This is a genomic window from Pararhizobium capsulatum DSM 1112 (assembly GCF_030814475.1).
GTDB classification, from domain to species: domain Bacteria; phylum Pseudomonadota; class Alphaproteobacteria; order Rhizobiales; family Rhizobiaceae; genus Pararhizobium; species Pararhizobium capsulatum.
On record NZ_JAUSVF010000001.1, the window covers coordinates 1303515 to 1320504 of the forward strand.

Annotated in this window: 16 protein-coding genes; 14 read left to right on the forward strand and 2 right to left on the reverse strand. The window is 58.7% G+C overall.

Annotation, left to right across the window (positions count from 1 at the left end):
- Positions 1–4 precede the first annotated feature (4 nt).
- The 14 genes from QO002_RS06225 (at position 5) to visR (ending at position 15247) form a co-directional block, all read left to right on the forward strand.
- Complete coding sequence (locus QO002_RS06225; RefSeq protein ID WP_307227735.1) at positions 5–1387, forward strand: FGGY-family carbohydrate kinase; 1383 nt, start codon at positions 5–7, stop codon at positions 1385–1387.
- Positions 1388–2256: 869 nt separating this feature from the next.
- Positions 2257–3903 carry a globin-coupled sensor protein gene (locus tag QO002_RS06230; protein ID WP_307227737.1) on the forward strand — a complete coding sequence of 549 codons (1647 nt, stop codon included), beginning with the start codon at positions 2257–2259 and terminating at the stop codon, positions 3901–3903.
- Between the two features lie 130 nt (positions 3904–4033).
- On the forward strand, positions 4034–4327 hold the full coding sequence (locus tag QO002_RS06235; RefSeq protein WP_307227739.1) for an STAS domain-containing protein: 294 nt from the start codon (positions 4034–4036) through the stop codon (positions 4325–4327).
- Between the two features lie 3 nt (positions 4328–4330).
- A complete protein-coding gene (cheY1, locus tag QO002_RS06240) occupies positions 4331–4696 on the forward strand; it encodes a chemotaxis response regulator CheY1 (RefSeq protein ID WP_148655619.1) in 366 nt (121 codons plus the stop codon).
- A 20-nt stretch (positions 4697–4716) separates the two neighbouring features.
- Entirely contained in the window at positions 4717–6999 is a 2283-nt protein-coding gene (locus tag QO002_RS06245; RefSeq protein WP_307227742.1) for a chemotaxis protein CheA, read from the forward strand.
- Between the two features lie 4 nt (positions 7000–7003).
- Entirely contained in the window at positions 7004–7471 is a 468-nt protein-coding gene (locus QO002_RS06250; RefSeq protein WP_307227744.1) for a chemotaxis protein CheW, read from the forward strand.
- On the forward strand, positions 7468–8376 hold the full coding sequence (cheR, locus tag QO002_RS06255; RefSeq protein WP_307227746.1) for a protein-glutamate O-methyltransferase CheR: 909 nt from the start codon (positions 7468–7470) through the stop codon (positions 8374–8376). Before QO002_RS06250 ends, cheR begins: the two co-directional genes overlap by 4 nt.
- Positions 8373–9428 (forward strand): protein-glutamate O-methylesterase CheB, encoded by a 1056-nt coding sequence (cheB, locus tag QO002_RS06260; protein ID WP_307227748.1) that lies wholly within the window; start codon positions 8373–8375, stop codon positions 9426–9428. Before cheR ends, cheB begins: the two co-directional genes overlap by 4 nt.
- Positions 9429–9818, forward strand: a complete 390-nt coding sequence (locus QO002_RS06265; RefSeq protein WP_307227750.1) for a response regulator — start codon at positions 9429–9431, stop codon at positions 9816–9818. It abuts the gene before it with no gap.
- A complete protein-coding gene (gene cheD, locus QO002_RS06270) occupies positions 9815–10369 on the forward strand; it encodes a chemoreceptor glutamine deamidase CheD (protein ID WP_307227752.1) in 555 nt (184 codons plus the stop codon). Before QO002_RS06265 ends, cheD begins: the two co-directional genes overlap by 4 nt.
- A gap of 128 nt (positions 10370–10497) precedes the next feature.
- Positions 10498–10884, forward strand: coding sequence for a chemotaxis protein CheT (cheT, locus tag QO002_RS06275; protein WP_307227753.1), 387 nt, complete (start codon positions 10498–10500; stop codon positions 10882–10884).
- A 259-nt stretch (positions 10885–11143) separates the two neighbouring features.
- A complete protein-coding gene (fliF, locus tag QO002_RS06280) occupies positions 11144–12820 on the forward strand; it encodes a flagellar basal-body MS-ring/collar protein FliF (RefSeq protein ID WP_307227756.1) in 1677 nt (558 codons plus the stop codon).
- A 943-nt stretch (positions 12821–13763) separates the two neighbouring features.
- Positions 13764–14489, forward strand: coding sequence for a transcriptional regulator VisN (visN, locus tag QO002_RS06285; protein WP_370878541.1), 726 nt, complete (start codon positions 13764–13766; stop codon positions 14487–14489).
- A gap of 11 nt (positions 14490–14500) precedes the next feature.
- Complete coding sequence (gene visR, locus QO002_RS06290) at positions 14501–15247, forward strand: transcriptional regulator VisR (RefSeq protein ID WP_307227760.1); 747 nt, start codon at positions 14501–14503, stop codon at positions 15245–15247.
- 107 nt (positions 15248–15354) lie between these two features.
- On the opposite strand, the gene QO002_RS06295 is transcribed toward visR, so the two are convergent.
- Both QO002_RS06295 and flhB read right to left on the reverse strand, forming a co-directional pair.
- On the reverse strand, positions 15355–15795 hold the full coding sequence (locus QO002_RS06295; RefSeq protein ID WP_307227762.1) for a BspJ family T4SS effector nucleomodulin: 441 nt from the start codon (positions 15793–15795) through the stop codon (positions 15355–15357).
- Between the two features lie 3 nt (positions 15796–15798).
- On the reverse strand, positions 15799–16875 hold the full coding sequence (flhB, locus tag QO002_RS06300; RefSeq protein WP_307227764.1) for a flagellar biosynthesis protein FlhB: 1077 nt from the start codon (positions 16873–16875) through the stop codon (positions 15799–15801).
- Positions 16876–16990 lie beyond the last annotated feature (115 nt).

Genomic DNA, 16990 nt, shown 5'->3' on the forward strand with positions numbered 1-16990 from the left:
TCCCATGAAAACCGTCGCCGTCATCGATATCGGCAAGACCAATGCCAAGGTTGCTCTGGTCGATCTTGATCGTTTCGAAGAAATCGCCGTTCGCAAGACGGCCAATACTGTGTCGACCGACGGTCTCTATCCGCATTTCGATGTCGAGCATCTGTGGAGCTTTATTACCCGCAGTCTCGGAGAGCTTAATCGCGAGCGTGCAATCGACAGCATCTCCGTCACCACTCACGGTGCGACGGCCGTCCTGCTCGATACCAAGGGTGATCTTGCTCTGCCGCTGCTCGATTATGAGCACACAGGCCCTGACGATCTGGCTGCAGATTACGATCGCGTTCGCCCGCCCTTCGCTGAAACCGGTGCCGCCCGCCTGCCGATGGGCCTCAACATCGGTGCCCAGATCTACTGGCAGCAGCAGACTTTCCCGGATGCCTTCGCCAGGGTGGCTTCCATCGTCACCTATGCGCAATACTGGTCCTACCGGTTGAGCGGCGTGCTTTCCTGCGAGTTGACCTCACTCGGTTGCCACACGGATCTCTGGAACCCTTACGCCGCGGATTTCTCGACCATGGTCGATGCCAAGGGCTGGCGCGACCTGTTTGCGCCTGTGCGGCGGGCAGGGGATGTGCTTGGTGGCCTGACGGAACAGGCGGCAAGCGCTTGCGGATTGCCGGCCGGTCTTCCAATCTACTGCGGCATTCACGATTCCAACGCCTCCCTTTTGCCCCATCTCCTAACGCGACCCGCACCGTTTTCGGTCATCTCGACCGGAACCTGGGTGGTACTCCTGGCGCCGGGAGCGCAAAAGGTCGAACTCGACGAAGCGCGCGACACGCTGATCAACGTCAATGCACTTGGCGATCCCGTGCCATCAGCCCGTTTCATGGGTGGTCGCGCCTTCTCCCTTTTGATGCCGGAAGGTAACGTGCCGCTGTCCATGGAAACCGAACGCGCCGTTGCTGAGGCACAGTGGATGCTCCTGCCGTCAACGCCGGAAGGTTCCGGACCTTATCCACGGCAGAAGGCTGTGTGGACTCGTGACGCAGCCGATCTTGAGGTTGCCGAGCGGCTGGCTGTCGTGTCTTTCCATCTCGCTCTGATGACGGCAACCTGCCTCGATCTCATCGGCGCCGCTGGCGACATCGTGGTCGAAGGCCCGTTTGCCGCGAATGCCGCTTATCTGAGGATGCTGGGGGCGGCGACCGGTCGGCCGGTCGTCATCGGCAGCCAGAGTGCCACCGGCACTAGCCTTGGGGCAGCCTGCCTGGTTGAAGGCGCACGTGCCCAGGTTCACACGGTCTCATTTGCTGGCGACGTGTCGGAGAGCTACGCGGCCTATGCGGCGGCGTGGAAGGTGCTTGCGGATAAAAGCTTGAGTGAAGAGGTCTGATCGTGCAGCGCTGACAGCGCCTGGATCGCCAAGCTTGCAGGGTGATCGCGAACGTATGCGAACAATGTCAGGCAGAGCGCACAGGCCTGCAATGATGCGCGCGGTATTGGTGGATCGGGCGAAGATCAGCTGCGTCTTGGCTGCAGTGCGAAGTGTCGAACGCTCAGAAAATACGTGTGGTTACGCTGTTGCGGTCTTCTTCGATGTTCAGAAGAATAGACACTGCTGCCAGTGTCAGGGTGGCGATAAGCGTAGCACTTAGTCCAAGAACAATCATTGCTCATTCCCTTATGCGTCATCCTCATGATGCCGCTGCAGTTTGGCCGACTATGCTTGTCTGAGGCTTGCGCCGGCCAGAATAGCGTGTGTTTAACGGGCGCGATGTTCAAGCTCAATTCCCAAGTCTTGTATGTGAAAACTTGTGGTTTATCGGCCTCTGCGCTTTTTCGGCAACGCCGGCCCGGTTTCATCTGGTCCATTTCGATCGAATTTTAGCGATTGCAGATACCGGGTATCAACCGTTAACCTTCAGGCAAGGAATTAACCATAAACATGGTCCTACACGGCGGAGTGGGAGAGTCCACTTTCCGACATGGCATGATGCCGTACCGCCGCACCGGTTCCGATCCGGTATGTCCCACCGGATATTCTAAAAGGCATGATGCGGCCCCAGGCCGTGACTGTGTCGCGCTTTTGTCGCGCCTTGGGCGATGGGCAGACGTGCCGCTTCCTTCAGATGATCAGGTGTTATCCGCAGCCCAGCATATCCGGTCAGCTGGATACGATGCGCTGTGTCGAATGGAATTCACGTGGTTTTGCCTGGAAAGCGGTCCGGCTTCTGGCAACCATGCATCGGACCGGGGATAGTGGTGAGGCAGGAAGCAACGGTAGATCAGGCTCGCAGGGCTCCAGCAGGTAGTTTGCTTGACCGGCTGAGATTTGCCGGGCTGGAGGATGACCAGACCGATATCCTGCGCCGTCATCGCCAATCCCTGTCGGCTGAGGCCGAACTTGCCTTGCGGGATTTTTTCCAGCGTCTGCAGAGTTATCCGGACGCCTCCCGCCACTTTACCAGCGACCGCCAGATCGACCGCCTGCACGACCTCCAATCGTCCCATTGGAGCGTTCTGACGGACGCGCGGTTCGACAGTCTCTATGCCGAGCGCGTCAAGGTGCTCTCCGATGCCAGCGCCAAGATGGGGCTCGATCCCCGCTGGCAGATCGCGGGGCATGCAATCGTGCTTGAACGCATGATCCTCGCCATGATCGAGGAGTTCTGGCCGAAGTCTGTTCTGTCGGGTGGTAAAGCCCGCAAGCAGGAACTGTCCGATCTCGTATCTGCTCTGGTCCGCACGATCTTCGTCGATACCGAAATTGCCGTGTCGCTTCGTTTCAACGAACAACGCCACAACCATCAACGTCAGCTTGCCGAGCAGCGCCGCGCCGGCGAGGCCGAGGCGCTTGCACTGTTTTCGCCGATCGCCCGTTCACTCGCGACCGGCGATCTCGGCGCGCGTTCGCCAGCCGACACACCACCTGCTTATCAGCCGGTTGTCGCCGAGTTCGATCTCGCGCTTGAGAAATTGCAACAGGATATGGCGAGCGCTGCGACCGCGATCAGCAAGGTCGAGGCGACCGTGCAGGCGCTCTCTGGAGAATCCGGCCGTATGTCCGAAGGCGGAGATAGTCGTGCCGCTGCCATCAGCGCCGCCAAGCAGTCTCTCGATGGCATCGTCCGGCGCATGCGCCAAAGCGCTCTTGAGAGCAAAGCTGCCGAGAAGGCCGTCGCCGATACGCGCCAGTCCGTTGAAAAGAGTGGTGAGATTGCTGGACAGGCGATTTCCGCCATGGCCGACATAGAGGCGTCGGCCGAAAAGATCGGCCAGATCATCGGCGTTATCGATGAGATCGCCTTCCAGACCAACCTGCTCGCGCTCAACGCGGGCATTGAGGCTGCCCGTGCGGGTGACAGCGGTCGTGGCTTTGCCGTGGTGGCTCAGGAAGTTCGCGCGCTCGCGCAACGTTCCGGCGATGCCGCCCGCGAAATCAAGCAGCTGGTGAGCAACACCAAATCGCAGGTCGAATCCGGTGTTGAACGGGTTGGGCGGACGCAGGATGCGATCAGCAGCATCGTCAATCAGGTTCGCGGCATCAACGATTCCATCTCAGGTATCGCAAGTGATGCCGCAGGTCAGGTGGAAAGCATTGAAACCACCACCGCCGATATCAATCGTATCGGTCGCGACATGAGCGAGGGTTCTTCTGTTGCCGCATCTGCCAAGGAGCGTTGCGATGACCTGCACACGGTCATCGTCGAACTCGGGCAGACCATCCGCCAGTTCCAGATCCAGCGCCAGGGCGATGCCGTGTCGTCGCGGGCGCTCTCGCCCGTGGCCCTGGCTGCGCAAAGCCCGCCGGTCCAGCAGGCAACGGCGTTCGAACAAGGCAACGACGACATGATCGGGGGCGACGACGTCCTCGGTTTGCAAAACCGTCTTGCCGGGTGGGGGCGCTGATGTCGGCCTGTCGCAAGCACGCTTTGTCGCCCGCATCGATTTTTCCGCAGCAGCGCGTGCGCGCTTCTGATCGGCGCACGAGATTGAACCTGCAGTGCATTCTCCTCTCAGGAAGACAAGGAAAATAGAGATGGCAGCAAAGAAGGCCGCTCCCAAAAATTTAAGTCTGGCACCGGTTCTCGATCTCAACGAGGCGCAGGCGCTGCACAGCAAATTGATGGGCCTGCGTGGCAATAATCTTACGATCGACGCATCGGCGGTAGAGCGGGTTGGAGCGCTCTGCGTACAGGTGCTGATGGCCGGCGCAAAAAGCTGGGAGGCAGACAAGCACGCCTTCACCTTCGCCAAGGTGTCGGACGCATTCACGAAAACCACACAGCTCATCGGGGTCAATATCGATCACCTGATGGCAAAGGAGATTTGAGCCATGAAAAAGAAAGTTCTGACAGTCGATGACAGCCGCACGATCCGGAACATGCTTCTGGTGACGCTCAACAACGCCGGTTTCGAAACCATCCAGGCCGAAGACGGCATTGAAGGTCTCGAAGTTCTTGAAGAAGCCAATCCTGATGTCATCGTTACAGACATCAACATGCCGCGTCTTGATGGTTTCGGTTTTATCGAGGGCGTGCGCCGCAACGAAAAGTACCGGGCAATCCCGATCCTCGTCCTGACCACGGAAAGCGATGCGGAAAAGAAGAACCGCGCCCGTCAAGCCGGCGCCACCGGCTGGATCGTCAAGCCGTTTGACCCGACCAAACTGATCGATGCCATCGAGCGCGTAACCGCTTAACCCATCAGGGATTTCCAGCCATGGATATGAACGAAATCAAAGAGATCTTCTTCCAGGAGTGCGAAGAACAGCTCGCCGAACTGGAATCGGGTCTTCTAAGGCTGAACGACGGTGACCGTGATCCCGAAACGGTCAACGCCGTCTTCCGCGCGGTCCACTCCATCAAGGGTGGGGCCGGCGCTTTCGGCCTGGACGATCTGGTCTCTTTCGCACACGTGTTCGAGACGACACTGGATTGCGTTCGTTCCAACCGGCTGGAACCGTCACCTGAAGTCCTGAAGGTCATGCTGAAGTCGGCCGACGTTCTGGCCGACCTCACGAACGTCGCCCGTGACGGCGGCAGCGTCGATCAGGCGCGTAGCAAGCAACTGATCCGCGAGCTTGAAGCATTGGCCAATGGTGAGGCGCCGCCAGCCTCCGTAGAAGCACCGGTCGCAAAACCCGTCGCTGCTGCGCCGGCGCCGGCGGCAGCTCCCAACGACCAGGGTTTCGTTCCCGTCGCTTTTTCCTTCGACGATTTCGGTGGCGAAGAAGAAACTCTGATCGTCCATCCGACTTACGACATCGTCTTCAAGCCGAAGGCTGATCTTTATTCCAAGGGCAACGAAGCCACCCTGCTTCTGCGCGACCTCTCGCGCCTCGGCGAGATGAGCATCCATTGCAACATGGATAGCCTGCCGGCACTTGAGCAGATGGATCCGGAGTCTGCCTATTTCAGCTGGAAGATCTCGATCAAGACTGACAAGGGCGAAGATGCGATCCGTTCCGTCTTCGAATTTGCGGAATGGGATTGCGACCTTGAAATCTCGGTTGCCGACAAAGGCGACGTTGTCGAGGTGACGGACGCAAACCAGCCGATGCAGGCGGTACCGTTCGACCTTTCGATCCTTGACGATGAGCCGGATGCGCCGCTCGGCGTTGTCGAAGAAGAAGAGCAGATCGCCGCTGCCCAGGAGCGCAATGCCGCCGTGGCTGCTGCCGAAGTTGCAAGCAACGTCGTGCAGATCGCGAGCACCGCATCGCGCGCCGTTGCAGAACCGAAGGCTGCCGCGCCTGCTGCCGCCGCGCAGAATACAGCGCAGGCCGCTTCCGCCGCCGCTCCGACCATCCGCGTTGATCTCGATCGCGTCGACCGTCTGATCAATCTGGTCGGCGAGCTTGTCATCAATCAGGCGATGCTTTCCCAGAGCGTCATTGAAAACGATGCCAACGGCACATCGTCGATCAACATGGGCCTGGAAGAACTGCAGCAGCTGACCCGCGAAATCCAGGACTCGGTCATGGCCATCCGTGCGCAGCCGGTGAAGCCGGTGTTCCAGCGCATGGCCCGTACCGTCCGCGAAATCGCCGATATCACCGGCAAGTCGGTCCGCCTCGTCACGGAAGGTGAAAACACAGAAGTCGACAAGACGGTCATCGACAAGCTGGCCGAACCGCTGACCCACATGATCCGCAACGCCGTCGACCACGGCCTTGAAATGCCGGAAAAGCGCGTTGCCCTGGGCAAAAACCCGGAAGGCACGGTTCGCCTGACCGCGAAACATCGCTCCGGCCGCATCGTCATCGAACTGGCTGACGACGGTCAGGGCATCAACCGCGAGAAGGTTCGCCAGAAGGCGATCGACAACGACCTGATCGCAGCCGACGCTAATCTCTCGGATGAGGAAATCGACAACCTGATCTTCCATGCGGGCTTCTCGACCGCCGACAAGGTCTCCGACCTGTCCGGCCGCGGTGTCGGCATGGACGTGGTCAAGCGCTCGATCCAGGCACTCGGCGGTCGTATCAACATCTCGTCCAAGCCGGGCCACGGTTCGGTCTTCACCATGAGCCTGCCGCTGACGCTCGCCGTTCTCGACGGCATGGTGGTGACCGTTGCCGGCCAGACCCTCGTCGTACCGCTGACAGCTATCGTCGAAACGCTGCAGCCGGAAGCGTCTGCCATTCACTCCTTCGGCGCCAGCCAGCGCCTCATCTCGATCCGCAACTCCTTCTGCCCGTTGGTCGATGTCGGTCGTATCCTGAACTTCCGCTCTATCCAGGCAAACCCGGTCGAAGGCGTCGCCCTTCTCGTGGAATCCGAAGGCGGCGGCCAGCGCGCCCTCATGGTCGATGCGATCCAGGGCCAGCGCCAGGTGGTCATCAAGAGCCTGGAAGCAAACTACACCCACGTTCCCGGCATCGCTGCCGCAACCATCCTTGGCGATGGCCGTGTGGCCCTCATCCTGGACGTCGATGCTGTCGTGTCAGCATCGCGCGGCCAGTCCCTGAAACTCGAAGCATCGCTCGCTGCTGCAGGGTAAGAGCATGACGTATCTCGCAAAAAATCTGACGAATGGCGGTCGCGAACTCATCGCGTTCCGAATCGGCGATCAGGAATTCTGCGTCAATATCATGTCTGTGCGAGAGATCCGCGGCTGGACGCCAGCTACGGCAATGCCGCACACGCCTTCCTATGTACTTGGTGTCATCAATCTGCGCGGTGCGGTCCTGCCGATCATCGATCTTGCCGCGCGATTGGGCATGAAGCCGGCTGAGCCCACGGTTCGCCATGTGATTATCGTCGCGCAGGTCCGCGACAAGGTCGTTGGTCTCCTCGTCGAAGCGGTTTCCGACATTCTGACGGTAACGGACGACAATATCCAGCCGACGCCGGATGTGTCCTCCGATTTCGAGCGGGCTTTTGCCCGCGGCGTGCTTGCGATCGAGGGTCGGATGATCTGTCTCATCGAGCTGGAAGCCATCTTCTCTCATCTTGAAAGTGAAGCTGCATGAGCATGCCCGCCGCCTTTGATAGCAGACTGTCTCCCGACGAGTGCCTGGCAAGCGGCGAATACCCGCTGACCCGGCGCGACCTCGCCGAGATTGCCGCTATGATCTATGCCGATGCCGGCATCTACCTTAATGAATCGAAGGCTTCGCTCGTCTATTCGCGACTGTCCAAGCATATCCGCAATCTCGGCTTGAAGGGTTTCAGGGACTATTGCCAGCTGGTCGCGTCTCCGGCCGGTGCCGCCGAGCGCCGTGACATGCTCTCGCATCTCACGACCAACTTCACCCGCTTCTTTCGTGAAAATCACCATTTCGAGCACCTGAAGTCCGACGTACTGCCCAATCTTCTGGCACAGGCCCGCAATGGCGGTCGCGTGCGCATCTGGTCGGCCGCCTGTTCGGACGGGCAGGAGCCCTATTCGATCGCGCTGACGATCCTCTCCATGATGCCGAATGCGGCCGACTACGACATCAAGATCCTGGCGACCGATATCGATCCCAAGATTCTCGCCATCGCCAAGGCCGGCGCCTATGACGCGACCGCCCTGGAATCGGTAAACCCGGCCATGCGCAAGCAATGGTTCTCGGAGGTCAATGCCGGCGGTCGCCAGAAGTGGCAGATCGATGACCGCGTCAAGCGTCTCATTACCTTCAACGAACTGAACCTGATGGCGCAGTGGCCGTTCAAGGGTCTGTTCGATGTCATCTTCTGCCGCAATGTCGTCATCTATTTCGACGAGCCGACCCAGATGAAGATCTGGTCACGTTTTGCCGGCATGTTGCAGGCGCAAGGGCATCTTTATATCGGCCACTCCGAGCGCGTTTCTGGCGATGCGAAGGGCGTCTTCGACAATATAGGGATCACCACCTATCGCTACACCGGCAGAAGCAATGGAGGGCGCGCATGACAGCACAGGCACGAGTTCTCGTCGTTGACGATTCCGCCACGATGCGTGGGCTGATCACGGCTATTCTGAATTCCGATCCGGCCGTTACCGTCGTCGGTCAGGCGGCGGATGCGATGCAGGCGCGTCAGGCGATCAAGGATCTCGATCCCGACGTCGTGACGCTGGATATCGAGATGCCGAACATGAACGGCCTCGAGTTCCTGGAAAAGATCATGCGCCTGCGGCCGATGCCGGTGATCATGGTTTCGACGCTGACGCACAGGGGCGCAGAGGCTTCGATCGCAGCACTGGAAATCGGTGCCTTCGATTGCGTCGGCAAGCCGCTTCCGGGAGATCCGCATCCGTTCAGCGATCTTGCCGAAAAGGTGAAGGCCGCGGCGCGTTCGCAGCGCAAGTTTATCATTTCCGGCAACAAGGCGGCTACGCCGAGCCCTGCCAACAGCAATGCGTCGGAGTATCGTGCCGGCCGCAAGATCGTCGCAATCGGCGCATCGACCGGTGGCGTCGAAGCCCTGATCGCGGTGCTGCAGAAGTTTCCCGCGAACTGCCCGCCGACGGTTATCACGCAGCACATGCCGCATACCTTCACCAAGAGCTTTGCCGAGCGGCTGAACCGTCTCTGCGCGCCGACGGTGGCGGAGGCGACGGATGGTGCGCGCCTCGAAATCGGCAAGGTTTACCTTGCCCCCGGTGGCGACCGTCACCTGCAGGTGGCAAATCCTTCGGCACCTTGCTGCCGCCTCGTCGAACGCGACCCCGTCAACGGTCACCGGCCGTCCGTGGACGTATTGTTCGATAGTGTCGCAGAACTCGCCGGTCGCAATGCGGTCGGTGTGATCCTCACCGGTATGGGCCGTGATGGCGCATCCGGTCTTCTGAAGATGCGCCATGCAGGTGCGCGCACCTTCGGTCAGAATGAAAAAACCTGCATCGTCTACGGAATGCCGAGAGTGGCCTATGAACTGGGCGCTGTCGAAACCCAATTGCCCCTCAGCTCGATCGGGGAAGAAGTCCTGAAAAGCACCACCGCCCGAAGAGAAGGAAGTGAATAAATGTCTATCGCCGAAAAAATCAAAGTTTTGATCGTTGACGATCAGGTCACCAGTCGGTTGCTCCTGGGCGATGCCCTGCAGCAGCTGGGCTTCAAGCAGATCACGGTTGCCGGCGACGGCGAGCAGGGTCTGAAGATCATGACCCAGCAGCCGCACCATCTGGTCATCTCGGACTTCAACATGCCGAAGATGGACGGCCTTGGCCTTCTGCAGGGGATCAGAACCAACCCTGCAACCAAGAAGGCAGCGTTCATCATGCTGACGGCCCAGGGCGACCGTGCCCTGGTGACGAAGGCGGCGGCTCTTGGCGCCAACAACGTTCTCGCCAAGCCGTTTACGATCGAAAAGATGAAAGCGGCTATCGAAGCCGTGTTCGGGGCATTGAAATGATATCGGATACCGCGACCCGGCGCGTGCATGTCATCCAGGGGGAATTCAAGGTGGTTAGCGATCCGGACGTGGTCTTGTCGACCATCCTGGGTTCCTGTGTGGCAGCCTGCATGCGTGACCCGGTCGCGGGGGTCGGCGGCATGAACCATTTCCTGCTGCCGGGCTCTGCGGATGCCATCTCGTCAGGTGGCGATGCTACCCGCTACGGGGTCCATCTGATGGAATTGCTGATCAACGGCCTGCTCAAGAAGGGGGCGCGTCGTGATCGTCTGGAGGCCAAGATCTTCGGCGGGGCCAAGACGATCGCACGCTTTTCCAATGTCGGCGAGCAGAATGCCCTGTTCGCGCGCCAGTTCCTGATGGACGAAGGTATCCAGGTTGTCGGTGAAAGTACGGGCGGCGATCACGGGCGCAAGCTGGAATACTGGCCGCTCAGCGGTCGTGCGCGCCAATATGCACTGACGGGTGTCGAAACGCAGAAGACCGTGGCGCTGGAACAGCGTCCTGTCGTCGCGCCGAAGCCCGTCGATAATTCGATCGAGTTCTTCTGAGCCTCGGCCGGAACGCCGATCGAACACTGAAATGCCTGTACCCGTGCGGTGTGGTGTCCGCGGCGGGTAGGGGACACGGAATATAGACCTGTTTATCCCTTGGCCCGCTAGCCAACGTGAGGAATGCAATGCAGACGAAAATGGATACCCAGGTTCCTCAAGTTGATGAAGCCCTGTCGGATGTCATGATGCGGATCGTTTCCGAGCTCTACGACGTCGCTTATCTCATCGAGCGTATCGAGCCGATGCTGAACGAGGTGCAGGGCGAGGCGAAGTCCGCAGACAGCGTCAAGGTGCTGCAAGGCATTGACCTCGCCGTACAGAAGACGCGCGGGCTTGCGGAGTTTATCGATACAGTCACCGGCAGCATTCCGCAGGCTTGGCTGGTCGATATCACCACGGCCGTCAATCTGGTGAAGCTTGCCGACATGCAGCGCTCGCTCGGCAAGGGCCTGCCGCGTCACGGCCATTCCCAACCGTTGACGGAAGACGCCGGCGATTTCGAGTTCTTCTGAGCCGCCTGCGGTCTCCGTGCTCCATTTCCGACGCGCCATCAAGCCGGTTGTCGACTGCTTCCGATCAGCCTAAACGGCCATCAAGACAAGTTCGCGCAAGTTTCGTCACCTAGTGTGCCAAACGGGACCGGTGGAATGTGCGCTGTCCGACCGGCATCTGCGCACATCAAAACCGGCTAACCCGAATGTTTTGAACTTCGTATGGTTGCAAGGGCGATGTTGCCTCAGGCGATCATGCGTTACGGGGTGCGGACACAGAATGAATCTGTTGGATCAACTTTCGTCGGTGACGAAGAACCTGGCTTCGCTGGGGCGTGGCAAGCTGGTGGCGCTTGCTTCCGCGGGCATGATCGCGGTGGGGATCGTCCTGGCCGCGGGGCTCTACGTCAACAAACCGGCCTACGAGACCCTTTACGTCGGGCTTGAGACCAGCGACCTTAATCAGGTCAGCGTTGCGCTCGCCGAGGCAAACATCGATTTCGAAGTCGGAAGCGACGGCTCCAGCCTGCAGGTTCCTGTTGGTATGACCGGCAAGGCGCGGCTTTATCTGGCCGAGCGCGGCCTCCCCAACAGTGCAAACGCCGGTTACGAACTCTTCGACAAGGTCGGCTCGCTCGGCCTGACGTCGTTCATGCAGGAAGTGACCCGCGTTCGGGCACTCGAAGGCGAAATCGCCCGGACCATTCAGCAGATTTCCGGTATCTCTGCTGCTCGCGTTCACATCGTCATGGCCGACCGTGGCAGCTTTCGCAAAGCGGAGCAGAAACCGACCGCCTCGGTGATGATCCGTGGCAGTGCCAATATCGGCCGCAATGCAGCGGCCTCGATCCGTCACCTGGTCGCCTCCTCCGTCCCTGGGCTCGACATTGATGGCGTGACGATCCTTGATTCCACCGGTCAGCTGCTTGCCTCTGGCGATGATCCATCCAACAGCGCCATGAACCAGTCCCTTACCATCGTCCAGTCGGTTCAGGGCGAGATCGAAAGCAACATCGACAAGGCGCTTGCACCATTCCTCGGCATGGACAATTTCCGCGCCAGCGTAACGGCGCAGCTCAACACCGACAGCCAGCAGATTCAGGAAACCGTCTACGATCCGGAATCACGCGTCGAACGCTCCACGCGGGTTACCAAGGAAGAAGCGAAGTCGAGCCAGCAGCAGCCGGACAACGCAGCCACGGTGCAGCAGAATGTTCCGCAGCAGGCGCCGCAAGGCGGCACCGGTCAGCAGTCGAACGACCAGACCCAGAAGAAGGAAGAGCAGACCAACTACGAGATCAACTCCAAGACGGTCGCCACGGTCAAGAATAGCTACCGCGTCGAAAAGCTTTCGGTTGCCGTCGTCGTCAATCGCGGCCGCATTGCCGCCATGGTCGGCGAGCCCGCAGACCAGGCTAAGATGGACGCCTATATCCAGGAAATGCAGAAGATTGTCTCGTCCGCCGTCGGCATCGATTCCGCGCGCGGTGACGTCATCACGCTGACCGCCATGGACTTCGTCGATACTCAGCTGCTCGATACCGCGGTTTCCGGCCCGGGCATCATGGAAACCCTGACGCGCAATCTTGGTGGCATCATCAATGCACTTGCCTTCATCGTGGTCGCCGCTCTGGTGGTCTGGATGGGCATGCGTCCCCTGGCGCGCTCGCTCGGCATCGGCGGCACTGGTGTCGCCGGCGACAACGAGGCCGTCGGCCTCGAGCTGCCCGACTTCTCGCCGGCGACGACCGGCGCTGCTGGAGGTGCTCTCATGGAAGGCTTCGGTTCGGATTTCGGCTTCGACAGCACCGATGACCTCCTCAGCCTTGGTGACGATGGAGACTTCAATCGCCGCGTCAAGGAAGGGCCCGAGCGCAGGCTCTCGCGCATGGTGGAAATCAGCGAAGAGCGTGCCGCCAAGATCCTTCGCAAATGGGCCGCCGAAAAGGCCGCCTGAAGAACCCCGGCCACTGCCGATCGACACCGGAAATGAAATGCAATCCCGTCCTGGTGGCGGGATTTCTTTTTTCGCTTCATTTTCGAAGATGAACAACCAAAGCGGGTGTTCTTCGATTTGAAGATTCCTCGCAGCTGCCGATTGGCGGCGCGCGCATGCGAGACAGGGCGCGCGTGGCCCTCTTTTAGTAGCAGTGCACCGGACACGCTGTATTACCCATCATGCCCACGCGTCTGGAAAGAATCTGCTCCGATTGTGAATCCTCATCCAGAGTCGCCGGAATCATTAGCGTAAACAATTCGTTAATTTTTTTGTGTGGAGAATGATTTTCGACTCGCTGAGCAAAGCCCTGTGCTGCGCTCATTATGGTGGTTCTGAGGTATAGACTCAGTGATTGACGAACAAGATTTGGAGGTTGTTCAAGAATAACTCGGATTTGTTGTGAATCTTTACGAAGATTGTGTCCGCATCAACTGATGCAAATCCGCAACATCGGGAATTGCAAAGAAAGAAATTGAAAAATAAATGCCTTTCCAAGGAAGTGCGAAATTACGCCCGTGGCGCCCTTTTTAGAGGTATTTTAGGGGAATGTCATGTTCACGGCGAACGTCGCGCAAACGGACTTTCCCGTAGGTTTTAAAAAAATTGATGTTCTATCAACGATTTAATAAAATCTTAAAATATCTGGTTCTGGCGGCTTTCAAAATGTTCGCCCATTGTTTCGAATCGCTTCACCGGAAATTTCAAAAGTAAATCCCGAGAAGGTGGCGGTAGTTTTTTCGGCCCGGCGATGTACATTTTATGTAGTGATTCGCGGACTGGTTTGCATGGTTTCAGGTGCGGCGGACAAAGCCTGAAACAATCGTCGGCGGCGGCGATTCAAAGATGCAAAGTGGGTTGAAGACGGATCCGGCATGGGGATATTGTCATGGAAGCTCTGCAAATGGAGATTGCGATCCGGTCTGCACCGGTATCGGCAATGCGTTGCGCTGTACGGCCGCTTTCGAAAGGCCAGCTTATCCAGAGGCTCGGTGATTTCGCCGAGCGCGGCAATCTGGAAAAAGGGCTGGCGGCGCTGACCGAATACGTTGGTGCATCGCATTATCTTCTGGCGCGCTACGATCTCTCTCAGGACCACAATCTCGATTTCGTCGTCTGTTCCGACTGGCCCTTCGACATGGTCAAGCGGCTGGCAAAATGCCTGTCGGATCTGCACTCCCGCTCGAACGAGATGGAAAAGTGCCTCTCGGTCATGCAGCCGGTATTCATGAGCTTGCCGGCAGATATCGAGCCTGCTCGCGGCCTGGCGCGAGACTATTGCGCAATTACCTTCAATGTTGGGCGCACGCGCCTTTCGCTGATGCTTCTCTTCCCGCAGGATGTGATCCTTTCCCAGGAAAGCCTTAGGGATGTTGGCCTGTTGACGGCTTACTTCGCGAGCTTCTCCCAGGATCGCGAGATGCGCAGCGACCGTGAATTCGAACTGACCGAGCGCGAGCTCGAATGCCTCTTCTGGATTGCCGAGGGCAAGACGAGCGATGAGATCGCCGTCATCCTGGGCATCTCCCGCAACACCATCAACAACTATATCACCAGCGTCATGCGCAAGACGGCGACGAAAACCCGTTCGGAAGCCATCGCCTATGCCGTCCGCAACAATCTCGTATAGGAGCTGAGGCAATGACATTCTTTGTGCCCAATACCCGTTCGAGTGACGATAGCCGGGGCAATAGAGGTCACGGCCGTGCTTTGCGCGCAGCAACGCTTGTTACCCGCCTTCAGGCGATGCAGAGGGAAATCAGCTCCAAACACTTCGCGGTGTTCCGACTGAACGGAAATGGCCTTCCTGCCAACCGCAAGCTGACCTGCGTGCTCGATAACTGGGGCCCTGTGTCCGAAATGATGGCGCACGATTTGCTCAAGGTCATGGGCGACGAGTTGCTGGCTCATCTCGAAAGTTCTCTTCTTCCCATTCTCTGGAATGGCAATGGCGATCATCAGGTTGCGGAAGCGATCGACTTTGCGCGCTTCACCCATCATTGCGGCAAGCGCATGCTTCCCTATTCAGGCATCGCGTTCCCGGTTCGCCTCGGTGCCCAGGGCAACGGCTATGTGGTTTTCACCGGCAGCTTCATCGACGTCGGCAGCGAAGTCGTAATCGATCTTCACGGCCGCAGCTGCAGTGTCATGACGGACCTGCTTGCCTCTGACGAGCGCCGCATCCTGCCGGCGGAAACGCTGAGCGACCGCGAAATCGGTTGCCTGCAGATGGCCGGCGACGGCTGCATCAGTGAAGAAATTGCCGAGAAGCTCGGCCTGTCCGTGCATACGGTGAATGCCTATCTCGGGACGGCGACGACGAAGCTCGATTCCGTCAACCGCATTCAGGCGATCGCCAAGGCGATCCGCCTTGGCTACATCAGCTGAATTTCCCTCGAGTGTGCCAGGGAAAATTGGAACCCGGTTTTCCCGAAAAGACAAACGAAAACAAAAAACGCTAGAGGATGTCTGGCTCAATCTGAACCAGACATCCTCTAGCCTGCCATCGCATAGGGATAGGACTTGACGAATTTCGCCGCTTCCAGGCTGCTTGCCAGGAATGCGGTGTTTTCGCCTGGATCTTCCGACGGATGCTGGAAGGCGATGTGGTTGATCTCCAGGCCGGCCGTGTCCTTGCCCAAGGCCAACTGGGCGTAGACCGTCACGCCATCGGGCTTCAGCTCGAGATCAAGGGTGATCTCGGGTTCGGTGCCCCAATCCAGCGAATAGTTGCCGCCAATGCCGAAGTTGACGGTGCCAGGCAGGAAATAAAGTTCCGCGGCCGACGATACGAGATCGGCCAGACTTGCATGGGACTCGAAACGGAGCAGTGCAATGAAGTCGGCGGCATCGATCAAGCGCAGCTCGGTGGCTACGGGGCGGATCGCATCAGCGACAATCTTTTCGCGTTCTTCAGCGTACTGGCATTTTTTCATCGTTTACGTCATCCGTCTCGGGTGCGTTGCATAGATCCGGTGGATGAGTTCAGCGACTGCTTTGTAAAACACCGGTGGAATCACACTATCCACCGAGACTTGCGCAAACATTGAGCGTGCGAGGGGAGGATCCTCGAAAACAGGTATGCCATTCTCCTCTGCAAGCGCGCGGATCTTCAATGCGACCAGGTCCTGGCCTTTCGCGACCACCACAGGCGCATCGCCTTCCTCGCGCACGTAGCGCAGCGCAATGGCATAGTGGGTAGGGTTCGCAATAACGAGCGTGGCGCGCGGAACCGAGGAAATCATGCGTTTGCGAGCCCGGTCGCGCGCAATCGAACGCAGGCGCGCCTTGACGATCGGGTCGCCCTGGGACTGCTTGAGTTCTTCCTTGACCTCCTGCTTGGTCATGCGCAGTTCCGAATACCAATGATGGCGCGTCCAGAAGAAATCGGCGACGGCAACGATTGCCGTGGAAATAAGCAGCACGATCATGATCTGGTTCATGTCGGTCGACATGCGCGCCAGGATCGTTTCCGGATCGGAAAACATCGCATCAAGTGATTCGAAATAGTCGTTCCAGAGCACCAGCACGATGATCAGCGATACGATCACGATCTTGAACAGCGATTTTGCGAATTCGACGAGGCCCTGTACCCCGTAAATGCGCGTAAAGCCGCTCACCGGCGAGATCCGGTTGAATTTCGGCTGGATTCGATCAAGCACCATCGATGGCAGGTTTTGCAGGACGGCCGAGGCGACGCCGAACGTCATTAGCAGCACGAAGAAGGGGATGAGCAGCGAGCCGGCATTGGCAAAGATATGCAGGATCAGAGCGACGACGTCCGTCGAGGTGTCTATTCGCCACGCTTCCGGCTGCTCAAAGACGTCCTTCAATGATTCGGTGAGGGTCGCAAAACCGCTCGGCAGGAAGAAAACGATGTAGATGTAGATGGCCAGCGTGGATGCGAAGATCGTCACCTCGCGCGAGAACGGCACATTGCCCTTCTCGATCGCATCACTCATCTTTTTCTCGGAAGGCAGCTCTGTTTTGCTGTCTTTATCTTCATCGTCCGCCATGCGGATGTCGATCCCTTGCTCTGGCTTGCCCGTTTTGTTGTGAGCCCGAGCGGGTAGCCTTGCAAGAGAAAAGGCCGCCCGGAGGCGGCCGCTTCACAGAAACAGAGGGGGGGCG

What these genes read in the sequence shown, in the direction of transcription:
- QO002_RS06225 (WP_307227735.1), top strand. Translation starts at nt 5, where the DNA reads ATGAAAACCGTCGCCGTCATCGATATCGGCAAGACCAATGCCAAGGTT.
- QO002_RS06235 (WP_307227739.1), top strand. Translation starts at nt 4,034, where the DNA reads ATGGCAGCAAAGAAGGCCGCTCCCAAAAATTTAAGTCTGGCACCGGTT.
- cheY1 (WP_148655619.1), top strand. Translation starts at nt 4,331, where the DNA reads ATGAAAAAGAAAGTTCTGACAGTCGATGACAGCCGCACGATCCGGAAC.
- QO002_RS06245 (WP_307227742.1), top strand. Translation starts at nt 4,717, where the DNA reads ATGGATATGAACGAAATCAAAGAGATCTTCTTCCAGGAGTGCGAAGAA.
- QO002_RS06250 (WP_307227744.1), top strand. Translation starts at nt 7,004, where the DNA reads ATGACGTATCTCGCAAAAAATCTGACGAATGGCGGTCGCGAACTCATC.
- cheR (WP_307227746.1), top strand. Translation starts at nt 7,468, where the DNA reads ATGAGCATGCCCGCCGCCTTTGATAGCAGACTGTCTCCCGACGAGTGC.
- cheB (WP_307227748.1), top strand. Translation starts at nt 8,373, where the DNA reads ATGACAGCACAGGCACGAGTTCTCGTCGTTGACGATTCCGCCACGATG.
- QO002_RS06265 (WP_307227750.1), top strand. Translation starts at nt 9,429, where the DNA reads ATGTCTATCGCCGAAAAAATCAAAGTTTTGATCGTTGACGATCAGGTC.
- cheD (WP_307227752.1), top strand. Translation starts at nt 9,815, where the DNA reads ATGATATCGGATACCGCGACCCGGCGCGTGCATGTCATCCAGGGGGAA.
- cheT (WP_307227753.1), top strand. Translation starts at nt 10,498, where the DNA reads ATGCAGACGAAAATGGATACCCAGGTTCCTCAAGTTGATGAAGCCCTG.
- fliF (WP_307227756.1), top strand. Translation starts at nt 11,144, where the DNA reads ATGAATCTGTTGGATCAACTTTCGTCGGTGACGAAGAACCTGGCTTCG.
- visN (WP_370878541.1), top strand. Translation starts at nt 13,764, where the DNA reads ATGGAGATTGCGATCCGGTCTGCACCGGTATCGGCAATGCGTTGCGCT.
- visR (WP_307227760.1), top strand. Translation starts at nt 14,501, where the DNA reads ATGACATTCTTTGTGCCCAATACCCGTTCGAGTGACGATAGCCGGGGC.
- QO002_RS06295 (WP_307227762.1), bottom strand. Translation starts at nt 15,795, where the DNA reads ATGAAAAAATGCCAGTACGCTGAAGAACGCGAAAAGATTGTCGCTGAT.
- flhB (WP_307227764.1), bottom strand. Translation starts at nt 16,875, where the DNA reads ATGGCGGACGATGAAGATAAAGACAGCAAAACAGAGCTGCCTTCCGAG.